This is a genomic window from Mesorhizobium sp. YR577, from assembly GCF_900116595.1.
GTDB lineage: Bacteria > Pseudomonadota > Alphaproteobacteria > Rhizobiales > Rhizobiaceae > Mesorhizobium_M.
This window is the reverse complement of sequence record NZ_FPBI01000032.1, coordinates 13,983-39,262: the sequence shown is the minus strand read 5'-3', so window position 1 is coordinate 39,262 and position 25,280 is coordinate 13,983. Positions and strand designations below refer to the sequence as shown.

General features: G+C 60.7%; 26 protein-coding genes. 17 read left to right on the top strand and 9 right to left on the bottom strand.

Going from position 1 to position 25,280, the window contains the following annotated elements:
• Nucleotides 1–2: 2 nt before the first annotated feature.
• Together BM413_RS29000 and BM413_RS28995 are read right to left on the bottom strand one after the other, a co-directional pair.
• The gene (locus tag BM413_RS29000; protein WP_091918323.1) at nt 3–1,907 is read right to left on the bottom strand and encodes an ABC transporter ATP-binding protein/permease; all 1,905 of its coding nucleotides are present in this window, start codon (nt 1,905–1,907) and stop codon (nt 3–5) included.
• A 299-nt stretch (nt 1,908–2,206) separates the two neighbouring features.
• Complete coding sequence (locus BM413_RS28995; RefSeq protein WP_244538083.1) at nt 2,207–3,106, bottom strand: DMT family transporter; 900 nt, start codon at nt 3,104–3,106, stop codon at nt 2,207–2,209.
• A gap of 107 nt (nt 3,107–3,213) precedes the next feature.
• Here BM413_RS28995 and BM413_RS28990 point away from each other — a divergent pair, with 107 nt between their 5' ends.
• Nucleotides 3,214–3,774, top strand: coding sequence for a helix-turn-helix domain-containing protein (locus BM413_RS28990; protein ID WP_197716841.1), 561 nt, complete (start codon nt 3,214–3,216; stop codon nt 3,772–3,774).
• A gap of 642 nt (nt 3,775–4,416) precedes the next feature.
• On the opposite strand, the gene BM413_RS28985 is transcribed toward BM413_RS28990, so the two are convergent.
• On the bottom strand, nt 4,417–4,890 hold the full coding sequence (locus BM413_RS28985; protein ID WP_210188999.1) for a VOC family protein: 474 nt from the start codon (nt 4,888–4,890) through the stop codon (nt 4,417–4,419).
• A gap of 250 nt (nt 4,891–5,140) precedes the next feature.
• On the opposite strand from BM413_RS28985, the gene BM413_RS33295 reads away from it, so the two are divergent.
• The 5 genes from BM413_RS33295 to BM413_RS28955 all read left to right on the top strand — a co-directional run bounded on the left by BM413_RS33295 (nt 5,141) and on the right by BM413_RS28955 (nt 11,087).
• Nucleotides 5,141–5,401, top strand: a complete 261-nt coding sequence (locus tag BM413_RS33295; protein ID WP_162931574.1) for a hypothetical protein — start codon at nt 5,141–5,143, stop codon at nt 5,399–5,401.
• A 525-nt stretch (nt 5,402–5,926) separates the two neighbouring features.
• A complete protein-coding gene (gene leuA, locus BM413_RS28970; protein WP_175544484.1) occupies nt 5,927–7,588 on the top strand; it encodes a 2-isopropylmalate synthase in 1,662 nt (553 codons plus the stop codon).
• Between the two features lie 148 nt (nt 7,589–7,736).
• A complete protein-coding gene (locus BM413_RS28965; protein WP_244538082.1) occupies nt 7,737–9,521 on the top strand; it encodes a tetratricopeptide repeat protein in 1,785 nt (594 codons plus the stop codon).
• Between the two features lie 97 nt (nt 9,522–9,618).
• The gene (locus BM413_RS28960; RefSeq protein WP_091918320.1) at nt 9,619–10,377 is read left to right on the top strand and encodes an alpha/beta fold hydrolase; all 759 of its coding nucleotides are present in this window, start codon (nt 9,619–9,621) and stop codon (nt 10,375–10,377) included.
• 101 nt (nt 10,378–10,478) lie between these two features.
• A complete protein-coding gene (locus tag BM413_RS28955) occupies nt 10,479–11,087 on the top strand; it encodes a hypothetical protein (RefSeq protein WP_091918319.1) in 609 nt (202 codons plus the stop codon).
• Here the strand turns inward: BM413_RS28955 and BM413_RS28950 are convergent, their stop codons facing one another.
• On the bottom strand, nt 11,088–12,014 hold the full coding sequence (locus BM413_RS28950; protein WP_091918318.1) for a metallophosphoesterase family protein: 927 nt from the start codon (nt 12,012–12,014) through the stop codon (nt 11,088–11,090).
• Between the two features lie 53 nt (nt 12,015–12,067).
• Here BM413_RS28950 and BM413_RS28945 point away from each other — a divergent pair, with 53 nt between their 5' ends.
• The gene (locus BM413_RS28945; RefSeq protein ID WP_091918317.1) at nt 12,068–12,568 is read left to right on the top strand and encodes an NUDIX domain-containing protein; all 501 of its coding nucleotides are present in this window, start codon (nt 12,068–12,070) and stop codon (nt 12,566–12,568) included.
• On the opposite strand, the gene BM413_RS28940 is transcribed toward BM413_RS28945, so the two are convergent.
• Entirely contained in the window at nt 12,569–13,558 is a 990-nt protein-coding gene (locus tag BM413_RS28940; RefSeq protein WP_091918316.1) for a glutathione S-transferase family protein, read from the bottom strand.
• A gap of 268 nt (nt 13,559–13,826) precedes the next feature.
• Here BM413_RS28940 and BM413_RS28935 point away from each other — a divergent pair, with 268 nt between their 5' ends.
• The 6 genes from BM413_RS28935 to BM413_RS28910 all read left to right on the top strand — a co-directional run bounded on the left by BM413_RS28935 (nt 13,827) and on the right by BM413_RS28910 (nt 18,687).
• Nucleotides 13,827–14,372, top strand: coding sequence for a GNAT family N-acetyltransferase (locus BM413_RS28935; protein WP_091918315.1), 546 nt, complete (start codon nt 13,827–13,829; stop codon nt 14,370–14,372).
• Between the two features lie 125 nt (nt 14,373–14,497).
• Nucleotides 14,498–15,259, top strand: a complete 762-nt coding sequence (locus BM413_RS28930) for a 3-hydroxyacyl-CoA dehydrogenase (protein WP_091918314.1) — start codon at nt 14,498–14,500, stop codon at nt 15,257–15,259.
• 12 nt (nt 15,260–15,271) lie between these two features.
• Nucleotides 15,272–16,420, top strand: coding sequence for a CaiB/BaiF CoA transferase family protein (locus tag BM413_RS28925; RefSeq protein WP_091918313.1), 1,149 nt, complete (start codon nt 15,272–15,274; stop codon nt 16,418–16,420).
• A gap of 35 nt (nt 16,421–16,455) precedes the next feature.
• Nucleotides 16,456–17,226 carry a HugZ family pyridoxamine 5'-phosphate oxidase gene (locus BM413_RS28920; RefSeq protein ID WP_091918312.1) on the top strand — a complete coding sequence of 257 codons (771 nt, stop codon included), beginning with the start codon at nt 16,456–16,458 and terminating at the stop codon, nt 17,224–17,226.
• A gap of 155 nt (nt 17,227–17,381) precedes the next feature.
• A complete protein-coding gene (locus tag BM413_RS28915) occupies nt 17,382–17,732 on the top strand; it encodes an ArsR/SmtB family transcription factor (protein WP_091918311.1) in 351 nt (116 codons plus the stop codon).
• A gap of 151 nt (nt 17,733–17,883) precedes the next feature.
• Complete coding sequence (locus tag BM413_RS28910) at nt 17,884–18,687, top strand: TrmH family RNA methyltransferase (RefSeq protein WP_091918310.1); 804 nt, start codon at nt 17,884–17,886, stop codon at nt 18,685–18,687.
• Nucleotides 18,688–18,694: 7 nt separating this feature from the next.
• Here the strand turns inward: BM413_RS28910 and BM413_RS28905 are convergent, their stop codons facing one another.
• Together BM413_RS28905 and BM413_RS28900 are read right to left on the bottom strand one after the other, a co-directional pair.
• Nucleotides 18,695–19,849 carry a coiled-coil domain-containing protein gene (locus BM413_RS28905; protein ID WP_091918309.1) on the bottom strand — a complete coding sequence of 385 codons (1,155 nt, stop codon included), beginning with the start codon at nt 19,847–19,849 and terminating at the stop codon, nt 18,695–18,697.
• Between the two features lie 91 nt (nt 19,850–19,940).
• Nucleotides 19,941–20,477, bottom strand: a complete 537-nt coding sequence (locus BM413_RS28900; protein ID WP_244538086.1) for a DUF1134 domain-containing protein — start codon at nt 20,475–20,477, stop codon at nt 19,941–19,943.
• A 373-nt stretch (nt 20,478–20,850) separates the two neighbouring features.
• Here BM413_RS28900 and BM413_RS28895 point away from each other — a divergent pair, with 373 nt between their 5' ends.
• Nucleotides 20,851–21,480, top strand: a complete 630-nt coding sequence (locus BM413_RS28895) for a histidine phosphotransferase ChpT (RefSeq protein ID WP_091918307.1) — start codon at nt 20,851–20,853, stop codon at nt 21,478–21,480.
• Nucleotides 21,481–21,688: 208 nt separating this feature from the next.
• On the top strand, nt 21,689–22,054 hold the full coding sequence (locus tag BM413_RS28890) for a response regulator (protein WP_091918306.1): 366 nt from the start codon (nt 21,689–21,691) through the stop codon (nt 22,052–22,054).
• Between the two features lie 154 nt (nt 22,055–22,208).
• Here BM413_RS28890 and ctrA read toward each other — a convergent pair whose 3' ends face one another.
• Nucleotides 22,209–22,904 carry a response regulator transcription factor CtrA gene (ctrA, locus tag BM413_RS28885; protein WP_091918305.1) on the bottom strand — a complete coding sequence of 232 codons (696 nt, stop codon included), beginning with the start codon at nt 22,902–22,904 and terminating at the stop codon, nt 22,209–22,211.
• Between the two features lie 452 nt (nt 22,905–23,356).
• On the opposite strand from ctrA, the gene BM413_RS28880 reads away from it, so the two are divergent.
• The gene (locus BM413_RS28880; protein WP_091918304.1) at nt 23,357–23,734 is read left to right on the top strand and encodes a flagellar export protein FliJ; all 378 of its coding nucleotides are present in this window, start codon (nt 23,357–23,359) and stop codon (nt 23,732–23,734) included.
• Between the two features lie 179 nt (nt 23,735–23,913).
• The gene (gene bla, locus BM413_RS28875; RefSeq protein ID WP_091918337.1) at nt 23,914–24,795 is read left to right on the top strand and encodes a class A beta-lactamase; all 882 of its coding nucleotides are present in this window, start codon (nt 23,914–23,916) and stop codon (nt 24,793–24,795) included.
• Between the two features lie 31 nt (nt 24,796–24,826).
• Here the strand turns inward: bla and BM413_RS28870 are convergent, their stop codons facing one another.
• On the bottom strand, nt 24,827–25,231 hold the full coding sequence (locus BM413_RS28870) for a winged helix-turn-helix transcriptional regulator (protein ID WP_162931572.1): 405 nt from the start codon (nt 25,229–25,231) through the stop codon (nt 24,827–24,829).
• Between the last annotated feature and the right edge of the window lie 49 nt (nt 25,232–25,280).

Here is a 25,280-nt window from a genome sequence, read left to right as displayed (position 1 = left end):
GCTTACTTCGTCCGCAGCCGGATGCGCGGGAACACCGGCCGTGCCTCTTCGACCGGCTGCTCGGCCTTGGCGAGGATCGTCGTGATCTCCAGCGGCAGGCTGGTCAGTGCCTTCTTCGAGGCCACGCCGTCGGAAAGCGTCAGCACGCTGTCGTAGAATTCGGCCCCGCTCGCCGATTTCGGCGGCGTCACTTCATGCATGACGCTGATGACGGTCACGCCGGGGCAGTTGTCCTCGATGGCCTGGTGGAAGGCGATCTTGGCGGCAGGATCGAGCGCACCCGTAGCTTCGTCGAGGAACAGCAGGCCGGGCTGCTGCAGAAGGATGCGCGAAAGCACCAGCTTCTGCTTCTGCCCGCCCGAAAGCACCTGGTCCCACAGCTTGCCCTCGCGGGTTTCCTCGCCAAGATATTCGATGAATTCGCCAAGCCCTGCCTTGTGCAGTGCAGACGCCACGCGCGCATCGGAATGCTCGTCGGGGCTGCCGGGCAGGCACACCAGCTGCTTGAGCGAGACCTGCGGCAGCTTCACTTCCTGCGCGGCATAGAAGCTCTTCACCCCCTCGGGGAACACGACATCGCCGCGGCCATAGGGCCACAGACCGTTGATCGCCTTCATCAGGCAGGTCTTGCCGCTGCCGGAAGCGCCGCGCATATAGGTCCACTCGCCGCGGCGGAAGCGCAGGTTCGGTGCCGTCAGGAAGGGCAGCGCATCGTCGCCCTGGTGCATCAGCGCCAAGTTCTGCACGGTCAGGCCGAACACCGAGTGCTGGCTGCCATACTGGAAGTCGGACTGGCCGGTGAGCGCGTAGAATTCGCTCGGCTTCTGCACATTCTCGATCGCCACCGCCAGATCGGTCACGCGCCGTGCATTGGCCTTGAGCGAGGCGATGTCAGGCATGACATGGATGAACCACGAGCACTGCTGGATCAGCGAATTGACCAGCTCCGCGCCGGTGACATAGCCCTTCAGGCTGATATTGCTGTTGATATAGGGGATGAGACCCGGGCCGTAGGCGACGAAGCGCGCGGCGATGAAATTATACACCAGCTCGAACGACATATAGGCCGCGTTGATCCTGTTCAGCCGGCCCCAGGTCCAGTCGATATCCTTGTAGAGCCTGTTGTTGACCTGCTTCTGCACGCGCTCGCTGCCGGAAGCGGCGACATGGAAGCTGCGGCGCAGGAAGGTCGTCAATTCGCCACGATAGCTGCCTTCGGCCTGCTGTATCCTGACGGTGAGGCGCTCCAGCATGCGGCCGAGCTTGACGGCGATATAGGTGTTGAGCGGCACATAGGTGACGACCGCGACGAAGGCCAGCACGGCGCTGCCATAGTCGCCAAGGAACTCCAGACCCTTCACCTGCGTCGAGGTTTCGAGCAGCTTCTGGCCGACGAAGAACAGCGACATGACCACGCCCATGACGCCCATGGCGAGCCCGATGGCGCCGCCGGTCATGCCCTTGATCGATTCCTGGACGCGCTGGTCGATATTGTCGGGCGCGACCGGCGCGTGAGCGGCCTGCTTGCCTGCGCCATGCTGCAGATGGAAATGCGTGTGGTTGCCGTCGAGCAGGGCTTCGTTGAACCGGCCGTCGAGCCAGCCGCGCCACTTGCGATGCAACGTCGTGGAAAACAGGTGCCTGATGCCGGTAAAACCCGCATCCTTGACCAGGACGAGAGCAAGCAGGATGCCGGCGCTGGTAAACAGCGTGGCGAGCGGCGTCTCATTGTCGGTAGCGTGGAAATAGGCGATCGAATTGACGAGCTCGCCCGAAGCTTCGGCCATCCAGACGCTTGTCTTGCTGGAAACGGCCGTGAGAAGAGTGATCGCCAGCGTCAGCCCCCAGGCTTCCATCCAGCGATCCGAGAACCAATAGGCCTTCATGAGGCCCCAGAAGCCGCGCATCGAGGAGACAGGGGTGAGCGGCGGCGGCCTTGCAGGACGGCGGCGCCATCTGTCGGTCAATATCAGTCGTGGCCAGTGTACCCGAATCACTTGCTCCAACCCCGGTTATTATTTTTGTTACACAGGGTAACACGACTTGATCGTTTGCAAACGCTTTTGTCGATCACACCTTCGAGGGGCGGAGGATCATCCATGCGGCACTGTGCTTTTGCCGTCACATCCATAAGTGCGATGATCGCGCCGGATGGTGAAGTTTCCGTTGCAGTTGGTGGGGAGGCTGGTCTAGCTATCGAGATATTTCACCGGCGAAAAAGCCTGCCATCGATGATGATAAGGCTGGCCAAAATCAGGCCCATTCCGGCGAACTCAAACGGTTCCAACCGTTCTCCCAGGAAAACCGCACCGAGCATGATCGCGCTGACCGGCACTACCAGCGTTACCAGGGATGCGTTCGTTGCTCCCGCCGAGGCGATGAGATTGAAATACAGTATGAAAGCGAAGGCCGTGGTGAGGATAGCGAGCGCAAGTACTGCCATCCATATCGAAACGCCCGACGTGACGATTTCCGCAGGACTGTAGAAAAGAAAGACGATCGGCGCCATGAGGACCGTTGCGGCGGTAAGCTGTCCAGTTGCTACGAGCGTCGGCTTCATGTCCTTGAAGCGCTTCGCGTATACAACGGCAAAAGCATAGGAAACAGCCGCCCCGATGACGGCGAATTTTGCCCATGTAGGCCCGCCGAGATTGGACAGGAGGCCCGGACCGATCATGACGGCAGCCCCGGCGATTCCGAGCCCCACGCCGGCAAGCTTGGAGACCGAAAGCTTTTCGTCGGCCGTCAGCAGATTTGCAACGAGGATCGTCCACAGGGGTGTGGTCGCATAGAAAACCGACGCAAGGCCAGCGCCGATCTCTGTTTGTCCGGTGAAAATCAGGGAAAAGGGAATGACGTTGTTGAGCAGCGCCAGGCACAAGAAAGAGCCGGGCTTAGCGACGACAGGCGCGAAGGAAATGCCGCGCAGCCTCAACCAGAGATGTAGGACTATCGCGGCAATCGACACGCGATACAGGACGAGGGCTAACGGCGGAATATCCGCCACGGCAATGCGGGCGAAGAAGAAGGAGCCTCCCCAAAGAAGGCCGAGGAGTAGGAGTTGGCCCCAATCGCTTGCCGACATAGACCGTGAGGGTGTTGCCATGATCGACGCTTTTTCCACACCACCGACGCTATTGCATTTGATTGCTGACCGTTCGATATAATGAACGTTCTGCAATCGTTCGTCAAGTCGAACGATATACCATTATAATGAACGGCATCATGAACCCGACAGACCTCATAGCAAGCGCCATCCGCCGCGAGAGAGAACAGTCGGGCATCAGCCTTTCCGCTCTCGCGGCCAAGGCCAATCTGGCGAAATCAACCTTGTCCCAGCTTGAGGCAGGTAAGGGAAATCCGAGCATTGAAACCTTGTGGGCGATTGCGTCTGCACTCGAAATTCCGTTCAGCTTTCTGTTCGAAGGCGCATCTTCGCACAGCCAATTGATCCGGGCAGACGAGGGAGTGAAACTCAATTCCGACAGTTCGGATTTTTCGACCGTGCTTTTAAGTAAATGCCCTCCGGCCTGCCGGCGCGATCTCTATCGCCTTACCCTTCGGCGCGGATCGGTACGCAACGCCGAACCGCATCCCAGAGGGACCATCGAGCACATAATTACCATCAGCGGATCGGTTCGTCTGGGACCGGCGGGGGCTACTGCCGACATTGGCCCCGGTGACTATTATCGCTACCCGGGCGATGGGCCACATTCCTATGAAGCCCTATCCGAAAATGCCGTCATCTTGCTCGCCTTGGAGAGCGCCCGTTAATATCAGACGCCTCAGAAAGCTCCCGTTTAGTGGATAAATTTCGAATTTCTCAAAAATAAAATATCGTAAAAACAATCTCTTAACTCTCCGCACTTCTCTTTTTTATCCCCCTCCTTTCCACCTCCCTTACCCTTGGTCCCAGTTCCTCCCGCGGGAACGCCGGTCGCGACGGTGATCTGTGGGGAGGAACCGGCGCTTCCGTCTTGCGGCAAACGTAGCAGCAAGGCCGGGGAGGTTCCGTCCAAGGGTTCCCCTGCGGGTAATACGGCCCGCGCGTGCTGGACGAGCACATAGGCCCTGCAAACCAAAAGGTTTGCAGGGAGCAGCGGAACGGACGGGAACAGAAATCGCCGGCGGGGCGCGGACGTCGCGCCACGTACTAAACACTAGGAAGGCACGGCCATGCGCCCCGCTTCCCGGTTCTTTGACAATGGCCAGATGCGAAAGCAGGCGTGGCGATGATGAAGTGCGCCGGCGCTTACCTCCCCCTTGAGGGGAGGTCGCGCACTGAGCGAAGCGAAGGAAGCGGGTGGGGTCGGTCAAGGCAGCGCTCGGCGCAAAGGAACGTCGAGCACTGCCGCAGCGACCCCACCCGACGGCTTCGCCGCCACCCTCCCCTCGAGGGGGAGGGGAACGCCGCGCTCAGCCTTTCGCTGCCGCTTCCAGTCCCGCGATATCGAATTTTATCATCTTGAGCATGGCTTCGGTCACGCGCTTGGCCCTGGCGGGGTCGGGGTCGTTCATCAGTTCGCCGAGACGCTTCGGCGTGATCTGCCAGGAGAGGCCCCAGCGGTCGCGCAGCCAGCCGCAATGTTCGATCGAACCGCCCTCCTTCAGCGCATCCCACAGCCGGTCGATCTCGGCCTGGGTCTCGCATTCGACGATGATCGAGAAGGCATGGTTGAACGGGTCGAGCGGCCCTGCTTCGATGGCCATGTAGCGCTGGTCGCCGAGGGTGAAGCCGGCAAGCTGCACGCTGCCGGCCGGCCCGCTGGGATTGTCGGCCGGAATGGCCGACACCCACTCGACCGACGAGCCGGGGATCAGCGACGTGTAGAAGTTGACCGCGGCCTGCATGTCCTTTTCGAACCAGAGATGCTGGGCGACCTTCATCATGTGTTCCTCCTTCGTGATCTACCCCGCAGGGCTGTGATCAAAGGACGAAGCTGGACGGGCCTTCCCGACAGGAGGCCACAAAAAAATCATGCGGACGCGCCAAAAGCGCCTGCCCGACAGACAGCAGTTCAGGTTCCAAACAGGGAAAACCCCGGCTGTACCGGGGTTCTCTCGATGCTACGGGTTAAAACCGAACCCAGATCCAGACACGCTCGCGATAGCAGCGCGTAATCCGCCGGCCATGGCGCCAGTGTCTGCGGCACACCCGTCTCCACACACGCCGCCGGTGCCGGCGGTTGTGTCTGCGATCGTGCCTGCGGTGCGAGCGGCGGTGATCGACAAGCTCCACTTCGGCTTGATCATCTTGACCGTCGAAGACGGCAGTCTCCGGCTGGTTGAGTTCATCGAGAATTCCACTGCCATCCGGAATCCCGGCAAGCGCACTGGCTGGCCTGGCAACACTTACCAGGGCAGCGCCTCCCACGAGGCCAAGCATTCCGGTCAGAAATAGTCGTCGATCCATAAAAACCTCCCGATCTTGCGACCACAGGCAACGTCAACCCGAGTATTAGATTACGGCGATGCCGAATGCGCAACTCAAACGGGTGAATTTGGTTCCGTTCGCACCCGCTTCCCGGCTCTTTGACGTTGACCGGATGAAAAGCCGGTGCGGTGAGCATGAAGCTGCAACGCCGCCCTCTTGCACCAAACCCGCCCCTGCTATATGAACCCGCGCATGACTTCGCGTCCGAACCATTCCGCATCCCGTCCGTCCGCCTTCGCGGGCGAGACCGTTCGCGCGCTTTCGGCAACGCTGCTTCTTCTCGGCCTTATCGGCGATCGCCGGGCTCGTTAAGGGAGCGTCCGGCGGTCGAATTGCCGCCGAGGCATAGCTCCTTTTGCTCTTCACAACAGAACCGAAATTCTGATTTAAGACCGCTTGGATGTTGCGCGCATTGTCGCGCATGGCGGCAAGAGAACGAGACCGAAAATGACCAAGATCACCCCCGTATCCGCTGCCGAGCGAACGGCCGGCATGCCCATAGCTTCCGCCAAATACGAAGCCTACCAGAAGGTCGACCTGCCCGACCGCACCTGGCCCTCCAAATCCATCGACAAGGCGCCGATCTGGTGCTCGGTCGATCTGCGCGACGGCAACCAGGCGCTCATCGACCCGATGGGTCATGACCGCAAGGTGCGCATGTTCAAGCTGCTCGTCGATATGGGCTTCAAGGAAATCGAGATCGGCTTTCCGTCGGCCTCGCAGACCGATTTCGACTTCGCCCGCTGGTGCATCGAGGAAGGCGGCGTGCCGGATGAAGTCGACCTGCAGGTGCTGGTGCAGTGCCGGCCCGAACTGATCACCCGCACTTTCGAGGCACTCCAGGGCGCACGCTCGCCGATCGTGCATTTCTACAATTCCACCAGCGAGTTGCAGCGCCGCGTCGTCTTCGCCAAGGATGTCGCCGGCATCAAGCAGATCGCCACCGACGCCGCCAAGATGATCACCGACATGGCCGCCAAGGCCGGCGGCGGCTTCCGCTTCCAGTATTCGCCCGAAAGCTTCACCGGCACCGAACTGGAAGTGGCGCTGGAAATCTGCAACGCGGTCACCGAGATCGTGAAGCCGACGGCCGAGAACAAGCTGATCATCAACCTGCCCTCGACCGTCGAGATGTCGACGCCCAACATCTATGCCGACCGCATCGAGTGGATGATCCGCCACCTCGACAACCGCGAGAACCTGATCATCTCGCTGCACCCGCATAACGACCGCGGCACCGGCATCGCCACCACCGAGCTCGGCCTGCTGGCCGGTGCCGACCGCGTCGAAGGCACGCTCTTCGGCAATGGCGAGCGCACCGGCAATGTCGACATTGTCACGCTGGCGCTCAACATGTTCACGCAGGGCGTCGATCCGGAACTGGACTGCTCCGACATCAACCGCATGAAGGACGTCTACGAATATTCCAACCAGTTGAAGATCCCGGAGCGCCACCCCTATGTCGGCGAACTGGTCTACACGGCATTTTCCGGCTCGCATCAGGACGCGATCAACAAGGGCATGAAGGCGATCAAGACCGCCAACAAGCCGTTGTGGGAAGTGCCCTATCTGCCGATCGACCCGCAGGATGTCGGCCGCAGCTACGAGGCGATCATCCGCATCAACTCGCAGTCGGGCAAGGGCGGCATCGCCTATGTGCTCCAGGCCGACTACGGTTTGCATCTGCCGCGCCCGCTCCAGGTCGAGTTCAGCCAGGACATCCAGGCAATCACGGACGCGGAGGGCAAGGAAGTGTCGTCTAACCGCATCCATGAGCGTTTTCTCGAGCGCTATGTCGACCAGCCCGGCGCGCGGCTGAAATTCGTCGACCACCAGACCTTCCCGGATACCGAGGTGAAGGGCCGGCGCATCGTCGAGGCGACGATCGTCGACCAGGGCAAGGAAGTGACGATTTCCGGCACCGGCAACGGCCCGGTCGATGGTTTCGTCGATGCGCTTTCGCGCCATATCGGCGTATCCATGTCGGTGCTCGACTATTCCGAGCACTCGATCCAGCGCGGCTCCAACGCCTCGGCCATTTGCTACATGGAGATGGAACACCCCGGCGGGCGGATTTTCGGCATCGGCATCAACACCAACATCGTCGCCGCCTCGCTCGAAGCCGTGGTGTCGGCAGCCAACCGCGTGGTGTGATCCTCGATCGAGGTTAACCATGTCGCGCCTTGCCCGGGGATATATCGGGCAAGGTGCGCGCCAGACAAATTCTGCGTACTTGTGAGTTGGCGCAAGCACGCTATGATTGAGTTCCATAACGGCGCCGCTCTCGAAAAAGGTCCGACGCTTGCCACAGAATAAGCCTGCTGCCCCCGCAGTGCTCGAAACGCTGGAAAAGCTGCTCGCCAGCGAAACCTTCGGACGTTCGGAGCGTGCCCGCAAACTGCTGCGTTACCTGGTCGAACAGGAGCAAGCCGGTCGTGCTGACCGGCTCAAGGGTTTCGCCATTGCGGTCGACGTCTTCGGCAGGGATGCCGGCTTCGATTCATCGGCTGACGCCGTGGTCCGGGTGCAGGCCGGCCGCCTGAGAGAACTTCTGGGACAGTATTTCGCCACCGAAGGCGCGTCCGACCTCATCCGCATCACCATTCCGCGCGGCAGCTACGTTCCCGCCTACGAAATCGCGTTTGACGCGACCGTAAAGCCTGCTCCGAAAATCCTGCCCCTGGACGAGCCGATCGTCCTTGCGCAACCGCAAATCCAGGCCGATACACCACCGGCAGATGCCGGCCAGCCACCGGCTTTCATCGCTGCTGCCCAGCCTTTGCCTCCAGCGTCGCAGGTCATGCGGCACCTCTGGTTCTTTTGGGGAGCCATGGCCGTCATCATCGCCATGCTCGGTTTCCTTGTGTTTCGCATAACGGAGCCGGCAACGCTGGACGACGTTGCGACGCTGGCGGGCACCTCTTTCACCGAAACCGGCAGCATCACAAAATCGTCCACGATCGAGGCCCTGCCGCCCGTCTACATCACCAACGCGTCGGAGGATGCCGACGCGACGCGTGTCGCGACAGTCCTGCGGGCCGGCCTTTCCGGCTTCGACACCGTCGACTTCATCGCCAAGGATGTTCCGGCCGGCACCAGTCCCGTCAATCCCAATCAGTTCGTCTTCAACGTATCGCCGGGCACATCGGCTGGAACGGTGGCGGTCGAGCTGCAGCACAGCGGCAGCGGAAAAATTCTCGTCAGCCGCACGCTTTCGCCAGCCGACCTCGATCCGAAGGTGCTTGATGACCGCATCGCCGACATTTTGAGCGCCACGATACCCGTCTCCGGGGCGATCTACGGCTTCATCGACCAGAACGATACCGATACCGGGCTCACGCGCTGCCTGCTGCTCAACGACAATTACTATCTCGACCAGACCCCGCAGAAACACGAGGAGGCCTATCGCTGTTTCGAGCAACTGCTGGCAGAAAATGCCAAATCGCCGTTGATATACAGTGAACTGGCTTCACTTCATCTGGAAGCAGTCACCGACCACCACCCCTACCCGCCCGGTGCAACTGCCGAGCAGGCGCTGGCGCTGGCGCATCGTGGCGTGCTGACCGGCCCGACCAGCCCCTATACGCATCGCTCCTACGGCTTCCTGAACTCGCGCGTCGGCGATCCGACCGAAGCCATCCGCTTCATGCGCAAGGCCTATGAGCTCAACACCTATGATCTCTCGATGGCGGCCGCCTATGGCTATGCGCTGATCTTCTCGGGCAACTACACCGACGGCGCGCCCATCATGGAGCACGCCGTCGAAGCTTCGAGCGCCCATCCGATGTGGTGGGATTATGGGCTCTTCCTGGCCAAGCTCATGACCGGCGACATGGAACGGGCGGCACGCGCCACCGAATCTTTGGCTGCAACGAAGAAATCGCATTACCTTGCTGCTCGGCTGATTGCCTTCAATGTCTCAGGCAAAACCGATCAGGCCAAGGCTATCGCAACCGAACTCGTCAACGACTTCCCGAAGTTCGCGGCCGATCCACGCCCAACGTTCGAGAAGGCCAACTATCCCGCCGACCTGACGGAAAAGCTGGTGAATGCGCTGCGCGCAGCGGGGCTCGGCGGGTCAAGCTGACCGGTTCTCACGGTGAAGCCGCTCCGGGTCGTCCACGGTCATTTTTCCAGGCAGCAAGTGCTGCCAAAAGACAGTCCTGCCGGAGAAATCACTTCAGATGACCCAACCGCTTTTTGCCGCCGAGACTGGCACCGGCTCTCGCGTTGTCGTGCTCATACATGGCTTCGGCGGCTTTCATGGCATTTGGGATCGGGTTGCCAACGAACTTGCTTCGGAAAATCGCGTCATAGCCTATGACCTGCCCGGCCATGGTAGCTCACTTGGCTGGCCCGACGCAGGCCCGGCAAAGATCGCCGTGCGCGCAATCCTTGCTGATCTCGCCGCACGTGGCGTCGAAAAAGCTCATCTCTTCGGCCATTCGATGGGCGGCGCCATTGCGGCACTGGTAGCCCTTTCCGACCCTGCCCGCGTCGCATCGCTGACCTTGCTCGCACCGGGCGGCTTCGGAGAAGAAATCGCCGGACCCTTGCTGCGCCGCTTTGCGGCGGCAAGATCGCAGGCCGAGATTCGAGACTGCCTCAATGCGATGTCGGGACCGAAATTTCACCCCGCAGACGATTCCGTCGAGGCGCTGGAGACGGTGCGCAGCATCGACGGCCAGCGCGAAAAACTAATCGAAATCGCCGCCGCCATTACCGAGAATGACCGGCAGGGCGTCATTCCACGCGAAATGCTGGCGAAGCTGACCATGCCGGTCGCCGTCGTCTGGGGAACCGAGGACTCGGTCTTGCCCTTCTCGCAGACCGAAGGTTTGCCATCGGCCTTCAGGCTTTACCCCCTGCAAGGTGTCGGCCACATGCTGCCGGAGGAAGCACCCGAAACGGTGCTGGACATCATCCGCAGCACCATGGGCTGAGCCGGTCGCGGACGGTCGAATTTGGCGTTGGAACAGATGCAATGCCACATTCGCTATGTTAAGAGTTCGTTAACGTAGCCGCGGGTTTGGAGCCACTGCCCATGAGCGATGCAGGGGAAAACGTCACGCCGATCGACCAGACGCACCGGCTTGCCGACGTCATTCGCGACGTCAAGAACGCCGCCGCCGACCGCGAGGATGTCGTCGTGGAGTTGCGCGAGGCAAGCCGTATGCGGCTCGATCTGCTGGCGCAGGAGTTGGCGCCCGTCTTTGCCGATGTGCCTGCCGATATCGACCTGTTCGACTTCGCCGTCTCCTCCGGCCTGCAGCCGCGACTGTGGATCGACGCGGTCAGCCATGTCAGCCTCGGGCGCGACCGCCGTACCTATCGCTTCCTGCACGACACGCGCATCGGCCGCGTCGTGCTTGCCGAATCCACCAGCATCAAGCCGGTCGCCGACCAGGTGACACGCTACATCGCCGAACGCATCGTCGAGCGCCAGCGCTTGATGGATGCCGGCCCAGCGCAGAGCTTCGCCCGAAGCGCGGAGGTTGCCGAAGCGGCTCCCGCCCTTCGCACCACCGGCTCCGACGGCTGGAAGACATTCTTTTCAGGGCTTGGCATCATCACCGCCGGTGCGCTGGTCGGCGTTGCGGTTGCCGCCATCCTGTTCTGGGAACGCCTCTCCGCGATCAAGATTTCGTTCTGATTAGCGCCCAACCGTTTCATGCGCACTGGTCAGGTCCAGCGCCATGATCTCGGATGGAGGCATCGCCGTCCCGGTCAAGCCATGGCGGCTGAGGCGGATGTCCCATGCCCCCGCCTCGCCGGAAATATCGATGAGATTGTACTGCGCCGCAGGCTTGTGGCCGCCCGGTGCCTGCCCGGCCGCGGCAACGCCCACCACCGGCACCCGTGCCGATCCGCGCTTGCCGATCCAGTAGAGCGACGGTTCATGCGAATGTCCGTGCAGCACCAGTTCAGCGCCGTGGCGGGCGACGATCTTCTGGAAGCGTCTTATGCCGAACAGCCGCTTGTGCTGGGCAACGGCGCTTCGCACCGGTGGATGATGGATCATCACGACGCGGCACAGCCCGCGCTTGCCGGCATCGTCAAGCATGCTGCCAAGCCTGTGAGCCTGTTCCTCGCGGAAAAAGCCATTGGCCATGAAGGGCGCAGTGGCCCGCGCCGACGAAACGCCGATCAGGGCGACCTGACCACGCACGCGCAAATAGGGGAAACCATGACGGTCGACCGGCGCATTCTGCCCGTCGCCAGCCATCCAGGGCCCCCAGGCGCGGCAGATCTTGTCGAAGGCGCCGGGCACATAGGCGTCGTGGTTTCCCGGCACCACCGAAACATCCTCCGGCTTGCCGACCATCTCAAGCCAAAGCTTCGCCAGTTCGATTTCGCCATCCAGCGCCAGATTGACGAGGTCGCCCGTCACCGCCAGATGGTCCGGGTTCTTGGCCTTCAGGTCGGACACGATCGCATCGATCACGCCGTCATGCAGGTAGCGGCGGCGGTTTCGTTGCCAATTGACATAACCGACCGCCCGCTTGGAGGCGAGTTCGCGATAGGTTACAGCGGGTAGAGGTCCCAGATGGATATCGGAAATATGTGCAAGCCTGAACATGAACCCCTTTTAGGATACGAGCTTGCAGCTTTCCACCCGCCGGTTGCCGCAGGATGACAATCAGCGAGCGCGAAGCACAACAGGGCAAGAGCCTATGGGCGCGGCTGCGCTCCAACATCTTTCATTTCTATTTTTTGCTGCGCCGCCCGATGACGCTGGGCGTGCGCGGACTGGTCTACGACCGCGAGGAAAATGCCGTCTTTCTGATTCGCCACACCTATGTTCCGGGCTGGCAGTTACCGGGCGGTGGCGTCGAGACAAGCGAGATCATGGCCGATGCCCTGGCGCGCGAACTGGTCGAGGAAGGCAACATCGAAATCACAGCGCCTGCCGTGCTGAAATCGCTGCACTTCAACCGGCAGGCCAGCCGGCGCGACCATGTCGCCCTGTATCTGATCGAAAGCTATCGGCAGACAGCGCCGAAGCGGCGCGATCACGAGATTGCCGAGGCCGGCTTCTTCAAACGCGACGCCCTGCCCCCGGAGACGACCCCGGCAACGCTGCGCCGCATTGCCGAGGTTCTGGATGGAGCGGAAGTATCGCCTTACTGGTAATCAGGCAGCCTTCTTGAACCGGTCGCGGTCATGCGCCGCGAAATGATCGATCTCCGGCCCGAGGGGGATTATGCCTGTCGGATTGATCGTGGCATGGCTGCCGTAGTAGTGCGCCTTGATGTGCCGCATGTTGACGGTTTGCGCCACGCCCGGCACCTGAAAGAGGTCGCGCAGATAGTTCGACAGGTTCGGATAGTCGGCAATCCGCCTCAGATTGCATTTGAAGTGGCCGACATAGACCGGATCGAAACGCACCAGCGTCGTGAACAGCCGCCAGTCGGCCTCGGTCAAGCGATCGCCGACCAGATAGCGCTGGCGTGACAAGCGGTCCTCCAGCGTGTCGAGCGCACCGAAAAGCTCCTTGAATGCCTCTTCATAGGCCTCCTGCGTCGTCGCAAAACCTGCCCGGTAGACGCCATTGTTGATCGCCGGATAGACGAGATCGTTGATGGTATCGATCTTACCGCGCAGCGCCTGCGGGTAGAGGTCGACCGAGGCGTCACCCCATTCGTCAAAGGCCGAATTCAGCATGCGGACGATTTCGGAAGACTCGTTCGAGACGATCGTCTGCTCCTTTTTGTCCCAGAGAACCGGCACGGTGACCCGCCCCGAATAGGCGGGGTCGGCCTTGGTGTAGATCTGATGCAGGAAGTCGAGGCCATAGAGCGTGTCGCCGGTGGCGCCATCATCAGTCAGGAACGTCCAGCCGTTTTCACCCATGAAATGGTGGACGACCGAGACGGAGATGATGTTGTCGAGCTTCTTCAAGGCACGGAATATCAGCGTGCGATGCGCCCACGGACAGGCCAGCGAGACGTAGAGATGGTACCGTCCCGGCTCGGCCTTGAAGCTAAGCTCCCGGCCCGGCGCAGGCTTGCCGTCGGCCGTGATCCAGTCGCGCCACCCCGATTGCTGGCGCACGAAGCGTCCGCCGGAATCCTTGGTATCGTACCAGCGATCCACCCATTTTCCGTCGACCAGCAGTCCCATGGCAATACTCCTTTGTTGGCCACAATGTAGGGACCCTGGCGGCAGGCAGAAACCCTTGTTGCCTGAACAGTTCGTCAACGCGATCGTTTCATTGAAGAATTCCGGTGGACGACGTCGAAATTTGATGGTAGCGGGTCACCTCAATGGCAACACACTTTGCACATATTCGGTTCGACCGACGACGAATGGGCGCCCGCGCTTAAACAAGCGCTGTTTCCCGACCGCTGCCATGCGCTGCGGATAGTCTCCTCGACCGGATGCAAAGACCATGACTCTTGCCGTGACCTACCTGCCGGAACTGCCGGCACATGATTCCGAAATCGACGCGATCAATGAAGAGGCCTTTGGCCCGGGCCGCTTTGCGCGCGCCGCCTACAAGATCCGCGAAGGTGGCCCCCACGAACGCAAAATGTCCTTCGTCGCGACCTATGACGGAGCGGTGATCGCCTCGGTGCGGATGACCTGGATTGCCGCTGGAGAAGGCCGCGCCTTGCTGCTCGGACCGCTTGCTGTGCGCCCCGCCTTCAAGAACATGGGCATAGGACGCAAACTGGTGGCTATGGCTGTGGAGGCGGCGAAGAAAGCCGGCGCGCCCTCCGTCGTTCTGGTCGGCGACGAGCCTTATTACGGCCCGCTCGGCTTCAAGCGCATCCCGCGCGGGCAGATATCGATGCCGCGCCCGGTCGATCTCGACCGGATTCTCGCAGTCGAAATCCAGCCCGGCGCTGTCGCGACGCTGACGGGCGAGGTTTGCCACGCCGACCTGGCCGGGCTCCAAATCGATTGCGTGGCCGAGCAAGCCTCCGTAGCATGACGCTCACATCCCGATTCCGGAGGGTTGAAATCCTCCGGAACGGTTTGTCGTTGACACAAACGGCCCGAAGCATACCCGCTTCGGGCTGAAATTTATTTGCTTTGAACCTAGGAGGAAATTCGCCCATGAACCCCAACGGCCAGATAGCACTTGTCACAGGCGGCAGTTCCGGTCTGGGCGAAGCCACGGCGCGTGCGCTCGCTGCGCGCGGCGCAAAGGTCGGGGTTCTGGATATCAGCGTCGAGCGTGCGCAAAGGGTTGCGGGCGACATCGGCGGATACGCGGCCGAATGCGACGTCAGCAGCGCCGAAAGTGCTGAGGCCGCCATTGCTGAGATCGCCGCGAAACTGGGCGAACCACGCATTCTGGTAAACTGCGCCGGCATTGCCATCGGCATGAAGACGGTCGGCAAGGACGGCCCTCACCCGCTCGACCTCTACCGCAAGGTGATCGAGGTCAATCTGATCGGCACCTTCAACATGATCCGCCTGTTCGCCGACCGCGCGGCCAAGCTCGATGCGCTGGAAGGCGGCGAGCGCGGCGTCATCATCAGCACCGCTTCCGTCGCTGCCTATGACGGGCAGATGGGACAGGCCGCCTATTCATCCTCCAAGAGCGGCATCGTCGGTATGACCTTGCCGGTGGCACGCGACCTCGCCCGCTCCGGCATCCGCGTGATGACGATCGCGCCCGGCATCTTCAAGACGCCGATGATGGCCGGCATGCCGCAGGAGGTACAGGATTCTCTGGGTGCTGCCGTGCCGTTCCCCTCGCGCCTTGGCGAGCCATCGGAATATGCCGCCCTTGCGCTTCACATTGTCGAAAACCAGATGCTCAACGGCGAAACGATCCGCCTCGACGGCGCGATCCGCATGGCGCCGAAATAGATCCGACAATCCATGACCGCAAAGCCGGGACCGCTTTCAGGCCTGACCGTCGTCGAGATGGCCGGGCTTGGCCCGGTACCGCTGGCCGGTCTGATCCTGTCGGAGATGGGAGCGGACGTCATCCGCATCGAGCGCCTGCGGACGGACCGGGCATTCCTGTCGCTGCCGCCCGAATATGATCTTGACCGGCATGGCCGCGAAATCCTGCGCGTCGATCTCAAGCAAGCGCTAGGCGTCGAACTGGTGCTGCGCTTGGTCGAAAAGGCCGACGCGCTGATCGAGGGTTTCCGCCCCGGCGTCATGGAAAAGCTGGGTCTAGGCCCCGAGATCGCCTGTGCCCGCAATCCCGGTCTGATCTATGGCCGCATGACCGGCTTCGGCCAGACAGGCCCCATGGCCCAGCGCGCCGGCCATGATCTCACCTATCTCGCCTATACCGGCATACTCCATGCCATCGGACAGAAGGGCGGCAGGCCGGTGCCGCCGCTCAATCTCGTCGCCGACTATGGCGGCGGGACGATGCTCTTGATCACGGGCATGCTGGCGGCGCTGTTCGAACGCTTCAAATCCGGGCGGGGTCAGGTGATAGATGCCGCCATGGTCGATGGCGCATCCATGCTGGCGACGCCCTTCTTCGGCTTCATGGCCGCCGGGCTGTGGCAGGATCGCCGTGGCGAGAATCTGCTCGACTCGGGCGCGCCCTTCTACGACACCTACGAAACCGCCGACGGGAAGCACATCGCCGTGGCCTGCCTTGAACCGCAGTTCTTCGCCGAGTTCTGCAGGCTCCTGCCGCTCGACCAGCGTTTCGCTGAAGCGCAGTATGACAAGTCGCAGTGGGATGAGATGCGCGAAGCGATTGCAACTCGCGTGCGGGTGAAAAGCCGCGATGAATGGGGCGCCTTATTCGAAGACACGGATGCCTGCGTGGCGCCTGTACTGTCGCTGAAGGAAGCGCCGAACCATCAGCACAACCGCGCGCGTCAAGCGCATGTCGAGGCTGGCGCATTGCTGCGCCCGAGCCCGGCACCGCGTTTTTCGCGCAGCGGCACGCAGGCCGCAATGCCCGTCGACAGCACGTCCGCGACGATCCTCTCCCGTTTCGGTATTTCCGGGACCGAGATCGAAACGCTTGCCAAGGAGGGCATTGTCGGCAAATAAGTGGATATTGTTAGTCATGATTTTGTGAGGACGGGGTGGAGACGAAAAAAGATGTCATTCGCGAGACCGATGCCGAGGCGATCCTTCTCGCCAAGACGCTGATCCGCACAGCGCGACACGGCGCCATCGCCACCCTTGACCCCGAAACCGGTGCGCCGCTCGCAAGCCGGGTCGGCACCGCAACCGACGCCGATGGGACACCGCTGATCCTCGTTTCGCTGCTTGCCGCCCACACCCGTGCGCTTCTCGCCGATCCGCGCTGCTCGCTGCTGCTCGGCCAGGCTGGCAAGGGAGACCCGCTCGCCCACCCGCGAATTTCGCTTTACTGCCGGGCAAGGAAACTGGAGCGGGACACACCCGACTATGCGCGGGCGCAACGCCGCTATCTGAACCGCAATCCCAAGGCAGAGCTCTATGTCGGGTTGGGTGATTTCTCGTTTTTCCGGCTCGAGATCGACGGCGCCAGCCTGAACGGAGGCTTCGGCAAGGCTTACAATCTGACATCGGCGGATCTGCTAACTGAAAGCCCGGCGCTGGAAGCGCTTGCCGAAAGCGAGCAGTCGGCGCTCGACCACATGAATTCCGACCATCTCGACGCGATCGCGGTCTATGCCCGCCACTACGCAAAGGCGGATGGCGACGGCTGGATCGTCACCGGCTTTGACGCCGATGGTATGGATATTGCCACAGGCGACCAAATTCGACGCATTTTCTTCCCGCGTAAGTTGACGGAAGCCGGCGAATTGAGAAAGATGCTTGTCGAAATGGCCAAGAGCGGACGTGAAGCAGATCACATACGGCGCTAGCTCGGGTCTTTAAATGAACAGCAGGGCCTCGAATTAGCAAAATTGCTTTTAGGCTTTGCTTTTTTAGAAATTGTCGGTCTCAGGTGAAACCGACGCGCGTTTCTCGACGTTATTGCCCCCATAACGTCGAGGGAAAAGTTTTCAGTGGGGGAAGTATGACCGCCAGTCCGCTTATCGATAATGCAGGAGCTGCAGCCACGCTGCTCAGCCTCTTGGGTAATGAGAAGCGCCTCGTCATCATCAGCCATCTTCTCGAAGGCGAAATGTCTGTCGGCGCGATCGCCGAGAAGGTTTCGCTCAGCCAGTCTGCGCTTTCTCAGCATCTGGCCAAATTGCGCAGCATCGACATCGTCGAGACGCGACGCGACCGGCAGATGATCTACTATTCGTGCAATTCCGCCGCGGTGCGGCAATTGATCGGCACGCTCGATGGAATCTTCAACGGCGCAGATGAGGTCTACGAGAAATCCTACGCTCAGAGCCCGGCCCTCGCTCAGAAGTCTTGACCGGGAGCCGTTGGCGCTCTTTAAGAAGTCCATCACTGGATCGTAGCGCGTCCCTGCGGACCCACAAGCGACGATCCAACACCTTGAATGAGCGTCGGAATATTTCGAAAGCTGGATTCCGCTTTGGTCCGATGCAGACCGACCGAGCCCGATGGACCCGATACGCATCGACGACCCCGCCGACCCTCGCGTCGCGCCCTACATGGACATTCGCGAACGCGATCTGGCCGGCCGGCAGGGTCGTTTTGTCGCCGAGGGCAAGGTCGTGCTCAACGTCCTGTTTTCAGCGCGGCGGTTCGAGGCGGAATCAGTTCTGCTGCTTGAAAACCGGCTCGCCGGCATGACTGAGACGCTGAAATCCGCTCCGGCCGAGGTGCCGGTCTACGTCGCCTCCGGCGACGTTCTGGACGGCATCGCCGGCTTTCACATGCATCGCGGCGTACTGGCGATAGGCCGCAAGCGGCCGCCCGAAACGATCGAGACGCTTCTGGAAGCCTTGCCGGAACGCGCATTGGTGGTGGTCCTGGTCGGCATCGCCAATCACGACAACATCGGCGCCATCTTCCGCAACGCCGCAGCCTTCGGCGCAGACGCCATCCTGCTCGATGAAACCTGCTGCGACCCGCTCTACCGCAAGGCGATAAGGGTTTCCGTCGGTGCAGCGCTCAAAGTGCCCTTCGCCGTCGCAAGCGAAACCGGCAGTCTTGTCGACACCCTTGGAAAACACGGCTTCGAGCAGATCGCCCTATCGCCTCAGGGCACGGTCGACTGCCGTGACATGGAACGGCCGCAACGGCTCGCTTTGTGGTTCGGCACCGAAGGCGAAGGCCTGCCGGAAGCACTGATGCGGCGACTGAAAACGGTGAAGATCGCAATGGCCGGCGGCTTCGACAGCCTGAACGTGGCGGCGGCTTCTGCAATCACCTTGCATCACTTCACCGACCATCGAGTTTAGGGATTATTCAGTCCGCAGACGTCGCCGTCTGCAGGGCCCGCACCCGGTCGGCTAGGCTGATCGTTCGGCCTGCACCCTCACCTGTCTCGGCGGCCAGCGCCTTGGCAATCGGCGAATCGGGGCCGTCCAGCTTCGCCGCCAGATTGACGACGTGGGCCGCCAGTTCGTTCATCTGCTCCCGCAGCCTGGCGTTTTCGTCAACTTCGCCGGGACCATTCGGCAAAGCAGGAACGGAATTTTCCGTCTTCAGCCGTTTGTTCTCGCGCGCCAGCGTGGTCAGCCGTTCTTCCAGCCGCTCACGGTCGGCAGACAATTTTGCCAGTCGTCTATCGATATCGGCATCCGCTTCCACGGAGGCCAGGGCCGATGCTTGCGAGACCGTATCTACGGAAACATTGCCCTTCGACGCATCCCGGAGCCGCGCCAGTTCCCGCTCACGTCGCTCCAGCCTGTCGTCGCGGTCGGCAAGCGTGGCGGTCAGCGTCTCAACCTTCCTGGCAAGGTCGCTCGCCCGCTTCTTTTCTGCCGTCAGTGCTTCACGCGCTGTTCTGGTCTCAAGAGCCATGGCCTTGCCCTGAAGGTCGGCTTCCTTGCGCTGAGCCTTGAGCTTCGACAGCTCGCTGGTGAGCCTTTCAAGCTCGCTTTCCCGCGCCACCAGTTCGATCTGACGGCTGCTGGAAGAAAAACTCGCCTCGTCATACATGCGGCCGAGCTTTTCCAGTTCCTCGGCACTCATCGTGCTGGAGCCTTCAATCTCGGCAAGCCTTTCGCCGAGGCGCTTCAATTCCTCGTCGCGCTTGGTGAGATCGGCAGTCAAGGCACCCACCCTCACCGCCAGCGCATCATGCGCCTTGAGCTTCGCGTCACGCTCGGCGGCAAGCTTTTTGACCTGTTCCTGAGCGCGGCCGACATCGACGAGCTGCGAAGCATTCTTAGCCTGAAGGCTTTCGGCCTTCATTTCCAGCCGGCGAATCGACATCGCCGCTTCGGCGCGGATGCGATCCTTCTCAGCCTGGATTTCGCTTGGCGTCAGCGGCATCGAGCCTTCGATGCGCTTACGCGTCAGGTTCACAGCCCGCCGCCAGGCAACCGGTGTGATCAACACGGCAATGAAGCCGGCACACAGGAAGCCAAGCACAAAGAACAGGATGGACTGGATCACGTTACACTATCCGTTGCCGGTGGGCTCCGCCCGCCCTTGGCCTATCTGCCACAGGCAGGTGTTGGGGGCAACGCAATGGTGGTCCGTATGCTTAAAACGGGTTCCACGTCGCCCGCTGGGTCAGCTTCAGATATCCCATATTGATGCCAAGTCGGGCACCGACACCGGTTCGCACCGGCACCAGCAGCATATTGCCATTCTTCATGACGTTGAAGCCGACGCCTGCAACCACATAGGCAGAGCCCGCAACACCGCCGAAGCGGTTGTAGAGGTTGGAAACGTCGTCGAGATTGTACACCAGCATCATGGTGCGCGAACCTTCGCCGCCGAAATCCCAGCCCAGAGAAGGACCCTGCCAGAACACTTTATGGTCGCCGGCGTTCTTCGTGTAGAGCGAGCCTTCGCCATAAGTCAGGCCGCCGATCAGCGCGCCCGAGCCTTCCTCGCCGAGGATATAACCGTTCGGCAGGCCGTAGGACGAGAATATCTTCTCGATCACGGTCGCCAGTCCACCGGATGTGGCGCCGAAGAAGCGGTGGCCGGAATCCACGATTTCCTGAGCGGAATATTCCTGAGCCCGCAAGGCCGATGAAGAAAAAGCCACGATGCTCGAAACGGCGAACATCATTGCGATCAGCCGGAACAAATTCCGGTTGTATAGTCGGGAAAACATGCTTCCAATCTCCGTCCGGGAGCACACTCGCCGACGCCTACTGCCTGTCGCGGCTCTTTGCTGGCCGCTTTCAGGGTCACTCACCCGCAAATTATGCCGTAATCCTTTTTCAACCATTAAGCTTTCACATGAAGATGGCGGTTCGAAGGCTGGCGACAGCCTTGTGGGCCGTGCAAACGCTGATTTTAAAGACGAAAATGCTGGAACTTTTCGCTGGCCGCACGATGCCTGTATGATCGCGGCCTGAGAGCCAGGCGTGATTCGTTCGGGCTGGCGCGGTAGAACTGCTTCGCACTGATTCGTTAATTGATGTTAGGGATACCGTTCAATGTCCGATCTCTTCGCGCTGTCCGCACCAGATCTCGCTGCCCTTCTGTGCAGCCGCGTGTGCCACGACATCATTTCTCCCGTCGGAGCCATCAACAACGGGCTGGAACTGCTTGATGAAGGCGGCGCCGACGAAGACGCCATGAACCTCATTCGCGCCAGCGCCCGCAACGCCTCGGCGCGCCTGCAATTCGCCCGCATTGCATTTGGCGCGGCAGGCTCGGCCGGAATGCTGATCGACACCGGCGACGCGGAAGCCGTGGCGACCGCCTTCCTGAAGAACGAAAAGCCGGAACTGACCTGGACCGGACGACGCGCGCTTCTGCCGAAGAACAAGGTCAAGCTGCTGCTCAACCTGGTTCTGGTGGCCAACGCCGCAATCCCGCGCGGCGGCAAGATCGCCGTGACGCTCGACGATGTCGAAACCGAGCCGAAATTCACGCTCTCCGCGAGCGGGCCGATGCTGCGCGTGCCGCCGAAGTTCCTCGAGCTTCATTCCGGCCACCAGCCGGAAGAAGCAATCGACGCGCATGCTGTCCAGCCTTATTACACGCTGCTGCTGGCGCGCGAGGCAGGCATGACGATCTCCATCCATGCTACTTCGGACGAGATCGTCTTCACCGCCGCATAGTTCCGGCAAAGCAGGCTTCGCACTGCTCCATTTCGGGGATCGTGCGCTGAACGCGTATCCCCGAAACGCCTGGCCGTGGGGGCCAAGCCACTATTTTTACGAAAACTTTACCCAACGGATTTTCAGCTTTTTTACATCGCCGGGCTAACTTGCATCCGCACGATCCGTTCCTCTGGCTCGCGCGGGGGAAGCAAAGAGAGACGGTCTCATGAAACGCTGCATGTTCATCGACGACTCGAGCGTCATCAGGAAGGTCGCCAAGCGCATCCTGAGCGGCCACGACATGCTTGTGATCGAGGCCGCCACCGGTTCTCAAGCCATCGAGATGTGCGCCGCCGACATGCCCGACATCATCGTTGTCGACGGAGCGCTTCCCGATATGGCGAGCGCCGACGTGATCCGCCAAATTCGCGCCATAGACAGCCCGGTCAAGCCGAGGATCGCGATATGCCTGGTCGAGTTCGACATAGGCGCGATCATGCGCGCCAAGCGCGCCGGCGCCCAGGATTACCTCTTGAAACCTTTCAACCGGTCGCAACTGCTGTCGCGCTTCCGCGATCTGCGGGCAGCCTAGAACAATTCCAGGAAAAGTGTGCAGCGGTTTTCCTGGAATTGTGTAAAAACAAACCGTTAGAGCGGTTCAACGTTTCTATCAAAAACTGAACCGCTCTAAGCCAAAACGAAAAAACCCGGCAAAAGCCGGGCCTTTTCAATCGCTTGCAGAAAAATCAGGCGCTTTCGCGGATTTCCTCGGGCTCACGCAGCACGTAACCGCGGCCCCAGACCGTCTCGATGAAGTTCTGGCCACCGGATGCGGTGTCGAGCTTCTTGCGCAGCTTGCAGATGAAGACGTCGATGATCTTCAGCTCAGGCTCGTCCATGCCGCCATAGAGGTGGTTGAGGAACATTTCCTTGGTCAGGGTGGTGCCCTTGCGCAGCGAGAGCAGCTCCAGCATCTGGTATTCCTTGCCGGTCAGATGCACGCGCTGGCCGCCGACTTCGACGGTCTTGGCGTCGAGATTGACCACCAGGTCGCCGGTGAGGATGACCGACTGGGCGTGGCCCTTCGAACGGCGCACGATGGCGTGGATACGGGCGACGAGCTCGTCCTTGTGGAACGGCTTGGTCATATAGTCGTCGGCGCCGAAGCCGAGGCCGCGGACCTTGTCCTCAATGCCGGCCATGCCGGAGAGAATGAGGATCGGCGTCTTCACCTTGGAAAGCCGCAGCGTCCTCAGAACTTCATAGCCGGACATGTCCGGCAGGTTGAGGTCGAGGAGAATGATATCGTAGTCGTAGAGCTTGCCGAGATCGACGCCCTCTTCACCGAGATCCGTCGTATAGACGTTGAAACTCTCCGATTTCAGCATCAGTTCGATGCTTTGTGCTGTCGCACTATCGTCTTCAATCAGCAGAACGCGCATTTCATTCCCCTTTTCTGCCGCCGGACCGCATCGAGAGCCATCCGGTACCGGAGCAGTGATTGCCTAGGTCGCAGGCTGCCATCGAATGGTTAACAAATCCTAATTCCGCTTGGCAAGCAGTACCAGTTTTTTTAACCCTTGGATACACCCTCTTGAATCTAATGATGAATCCCAGATCCATTTCTTAACAGGCCGCATTAACAACCGGCCCTAAGTGATTCTTTCGACTCTTGTTGTGGTCGTTAGGCTTCGCAGCCAAATTTTTACCGCCCCTTAAGTCCTGACCCTTATGATTAACAATGCCCGTAAACGAATGGTTACCAGCGGCGAAAATTTTAGGGATTTGTTTCCCTTTTTGCCGGGAAGCCGGGGATGTGTGTGTTTGTCGGGCCTTTTCGGGCTGCAAGGGGGCGGTTTGATGGGAGAGTGTGCGTGAATTGGAGTATCGAATCATGAAATCACGTGAAAACCTGGTTCGGCTGAAGCAGTTTCAGGTGAATGAGAAACGCCGCCAGCTGCTGCAGCTCGACATGATGATTGCCGAATTCGATCGCATGGCCGGAGAACTGGAGTTCCAGATCAACGCCGAGGAAAAGAAGGCCGGCATTACCGATATCAATCATTTTGCCTACCCGACTTTCGCCAAGGCTGCCCGCCTGCGCCGCGACAACCTCAAAAATTCGCAATCCGACCTGCTTCAACAGCGAGCCGCAGCCGAATCATTACTCGGCGAAGCTGAAGCGGAGCTTTCCAAGGCCGAAATGCTCGAATCACGCGACAGTAAGAGCCGCGAGATCGAAAGCGACAACCGCAGCGCCATGATCGGCTGAGACAGCCGATCCCAATCAAGGCCGGCCGCCGGCACGCCCTGGACGCGAACAGCGTCCGGGCCGGCAAAAGAAATACGTTTCCCGTCACAATGTCGCTGCCAGTGCGGCAACAAAGCGCCCGCATTCGATGGCGGATTGCTGCCCGGACGGGCGGCTTTTTCGAATCGGGAGACGACTTCATGACAATTTCGCTGACACGGCGCTCGATACTGGCCGGCTCGCTTCTTGCTGCCCCTGCCCTGATGGTGGCGCGGACGGCATTGGCCGATGTAAAAGACGCCGCAGCGCAACTGCGTGCCCTTGAGAAGAAATATGGCGGCCGGCTTGGCGTCGCCATCCTCGACACGGCAAGTGGAACCAGGATCGAGCACCGCGCCGACGAACGTTTTGCCCTGTGCAGCACCTTCAAGGTCCTGGCATCGGCAGCTGTCCTGGCCCGCGTCGACAAGGGCGAGGAAAAGCTCGACCGCCGCATCACATATGAGAAGAAGGATCTCGTCACCTATTCGCCGGTGACCGAAAAGCACGTCGGCAAGAAAGGCATGACGCTCGCCGAGCTTTGCGAAGCGGCAATCACCCTCAGCGACAACACCGCCGGAAATCTTCTGCTTGCCAGTTTCGGCGGGCCGGCCGGGCTGACCGCCTATGCACGCACGCTTGGCGACGAAGTGACCCGGCTCGATCGCATCGAGACCGCGCTCAACGAAGCAAAGACCGGCGACCCGCGCGACACGACAACCCCGGCGGCAATGCTGGCAGACCTGCAGAAACTGGTGCTTGGCGATGCGCTGTCACCGGCTTCGAGAGACCAGCTCAAGACGTGGCTTCTGGCCAACAAGACCGGTGACAAGCGCCTGCGTGCCCATCTGCCCAAGGATTGGAAAGTCGGCGACAAGACCGGAACCGGCGACAATGGCTCGGCCAACGACGTCGGCATCCTGTGGCCGCCCAAGCGCGGTCCGATCATCGTTTCGTCCTACTTCACCGAATCGTCAGCATCGACGGACGAGAAGAACATCGTTCACGCCGAGGTTGGCCGCATCGCAGCCACCCTCGTCTGACAGGCATCGCTCGGCAGCCTTGCGGGTAAGGCTACAAGGCTGCCGAAACACTCTCCGAATCAGATGACGCCTGCTTGCGCGCTTCGACGATTTCGGGAACGTGACGTTCCGACCAGGCTCTGATCTCGTTGAGCAGGCCTGCCAGATTGCGGCCAAGCTCAGTCAGTTCATATTCCACTCGGGGCGGGATTACCGGAAAAACCTCACGCTGCACCAGACCATCGCGCTCCAGCACGCGAAGCGTCTGCGTCAGCATCTTTGGTGTGATGCCCTCGACCTTGCGAGCCAACTCGCCATGACGGCGGCGGCCGAAGCTCAGCGCACCGACAACGAGATAAACCCATTTGCTCGACAGCATTTCGAGAACCGTATGCGACATGCATTCGCGGCGGAATGCGTCGTAGCCGAAGGGCTTGTCCGGATCGTTGCTATACATTGGGTACCTATATATCCAAATTGTGCATACTAGACAACGGATAATTACT

What these genes read in the sequence shown, in the direction of transcription:
- BM413_RS28960 (WP_091918320.1), top strand. Translation starts at nt 9,619, where the DNA reads ATGACCCAACCGCTTTTTGCCGCCGAGACTGGCACCGGCTCTCGCGTT.
- BM413_RS29000 (WP_091918323.1), bottom strand. Translation starts at nt 1,907, where the DNA reads ATGCGCGGCTTCTGGGGCCTCATGAAGGCCTATTGGTTCTCGGATCGC.
- bla (WP_091918337.1), top strand. Translation starts at nt 23,914, where the DNA reads ATGACAATTTCGCTGACACGGCGCTCGATACTGGCCGGCTCGCTTCTT.
- BM413_RS28940 (WP_091918316.1), bottom strand. Translation starts at nt 13,558, where the DNA reads ATGGGACTGCTGGTCGACGGAAAATGGGTGGATCGCTGGTACGATACC.
- BM413_RS28955 (WP_091918319.1), top strand. Translation starts at nt 10,479, where the DNA reads ATGAGCGATGCAGGGGAAAACGTCACGCCGATCGACCAGACGCACCGG.
- leuA (WP_175544484.1), top strand. Translation starts at nt 5,927, where the DNA reads ATGCCCATAGCTTCCGCCAAATACGAAGCCTACCAGAAGGTCGACCTG.
- BM413_RS28900 (WP_244538086.1), bottom strand. Translation starts at nt 20,477, where the DNA reads ATGATGTTCGCCGTTTCGAGCATCGTGGCTTTTTCTTCATCGGCCTTG.
- BM413_RS28945 (WP_091918317.1), top strand. Translation starts at nt 12,068, where the DNA reads ATGACAATCAGCGAGCGCGAAGCACAACAGGGCAAGAGCCTATGGGCG.
- BM413_RS28915 (WP_091918311.1), top strand. Translation starts at nt 17,382, where the DNA reads ATGACCGCCAGTCCGCTTATCGATAATGCAGGAGCTGCAGCCACGCTG.
- BM413_RS28930 (WP_091918314.1), top strand. Translation starts at nt 14,498, where the DNA reads ATGAACCCCAACGGCCAGATAGCACTTGTCACAGGCGGCAGTTCCGGT.
- BM413_RS28925 (WP_091918313.1), top strand. Translation starts at nt 15,272, where the DNA reads ATGACCGCAAAGCCGGGACCGCTTTCAGGCCTGACCGTCGTCGAGATG.
- BM413_RS28880 (WP_091918304.1), top strand. Translation starts at nt 23,357, where the DNA reads ATGAAATCACGTGAAAACCTGGTTCGGCTGAAGCAGTTTCAGGTGAAT.
- BM413_RS28995 (WP_244538083.1), bottom strand. Translation starts at nt 3,106, where the DNA reads ATGGCAACACCCTCACGGTCTATGTCGGCAAGCGATTGGGGCCAACTC.
- BM413_RS28895 (WP_091918307.1), top strand. Translation starts at nt 20,851, where the DNA reads ATGTCCGATCTCTTCGCGCTGTCCGCACCAGATCTCGCTGCCCTTCTG.
- BM413_RS28870 (WP_162931572.1), bottom strand. Translation starts at nt 25,231, where the DNA reads ATGTATAGCAACGATCCGGACAAGCCCTTCGGCTACGACGCATTCCGC.
- BM413_RS28890 (WP_091918306.1), top strand. Translation starts at nt 21,689, where the DNA reads ATGAAACGCTGCATGTTCATCGACGACTCGAGCGTCATCAGGAAGGTC.
- ctrA (WP_091918305.1), bottom strand. Translation starts at nt 22,904, where the DNA reads ATGCGCGTTCTGCTGATTGAAGACGATAGTGCGACAGCACAAAGCATC.
- BM413_RS28910 (WP_091918310.1), top strand. Translation starts at nt 17,884, where the DNA reads ATGGACCCGATACGCATCGACGACCCCGCCGACCCTCGCGTCGCGCCC.
- BM413_RS28990 (WP_197716841.1), top strand. Translation starts at nt 3,214, where the DNA reads ATGAACGGCATCATGAACCCGACAGACCTCATAGCAAGCGCCATCCGC.
- BM413_RS28950 (WP_091918318.1), bottom strand. Translation starts at nt 12,014, where the DNA reads ATGTTCAGGCTTGCACATATTTCCGATATCCATCTGGGACCTCTACCC.
- BM413_RS28985 (WP_210188999.1), bottom strand. Translation starts at nt 4,890, where the DNA reads ATGATGAAGGTCGCCCAGCATCTCTGGTTCGAAAAGGACATGCAGGCC.
- BM413_RS28935 (WP_091918315.1), top strand. Translation starts at nt 13,827, where the DNA reads ATGACTCTTGCCGTGACCTACCTGCCGGAACTGCCGGCACATGATTCC.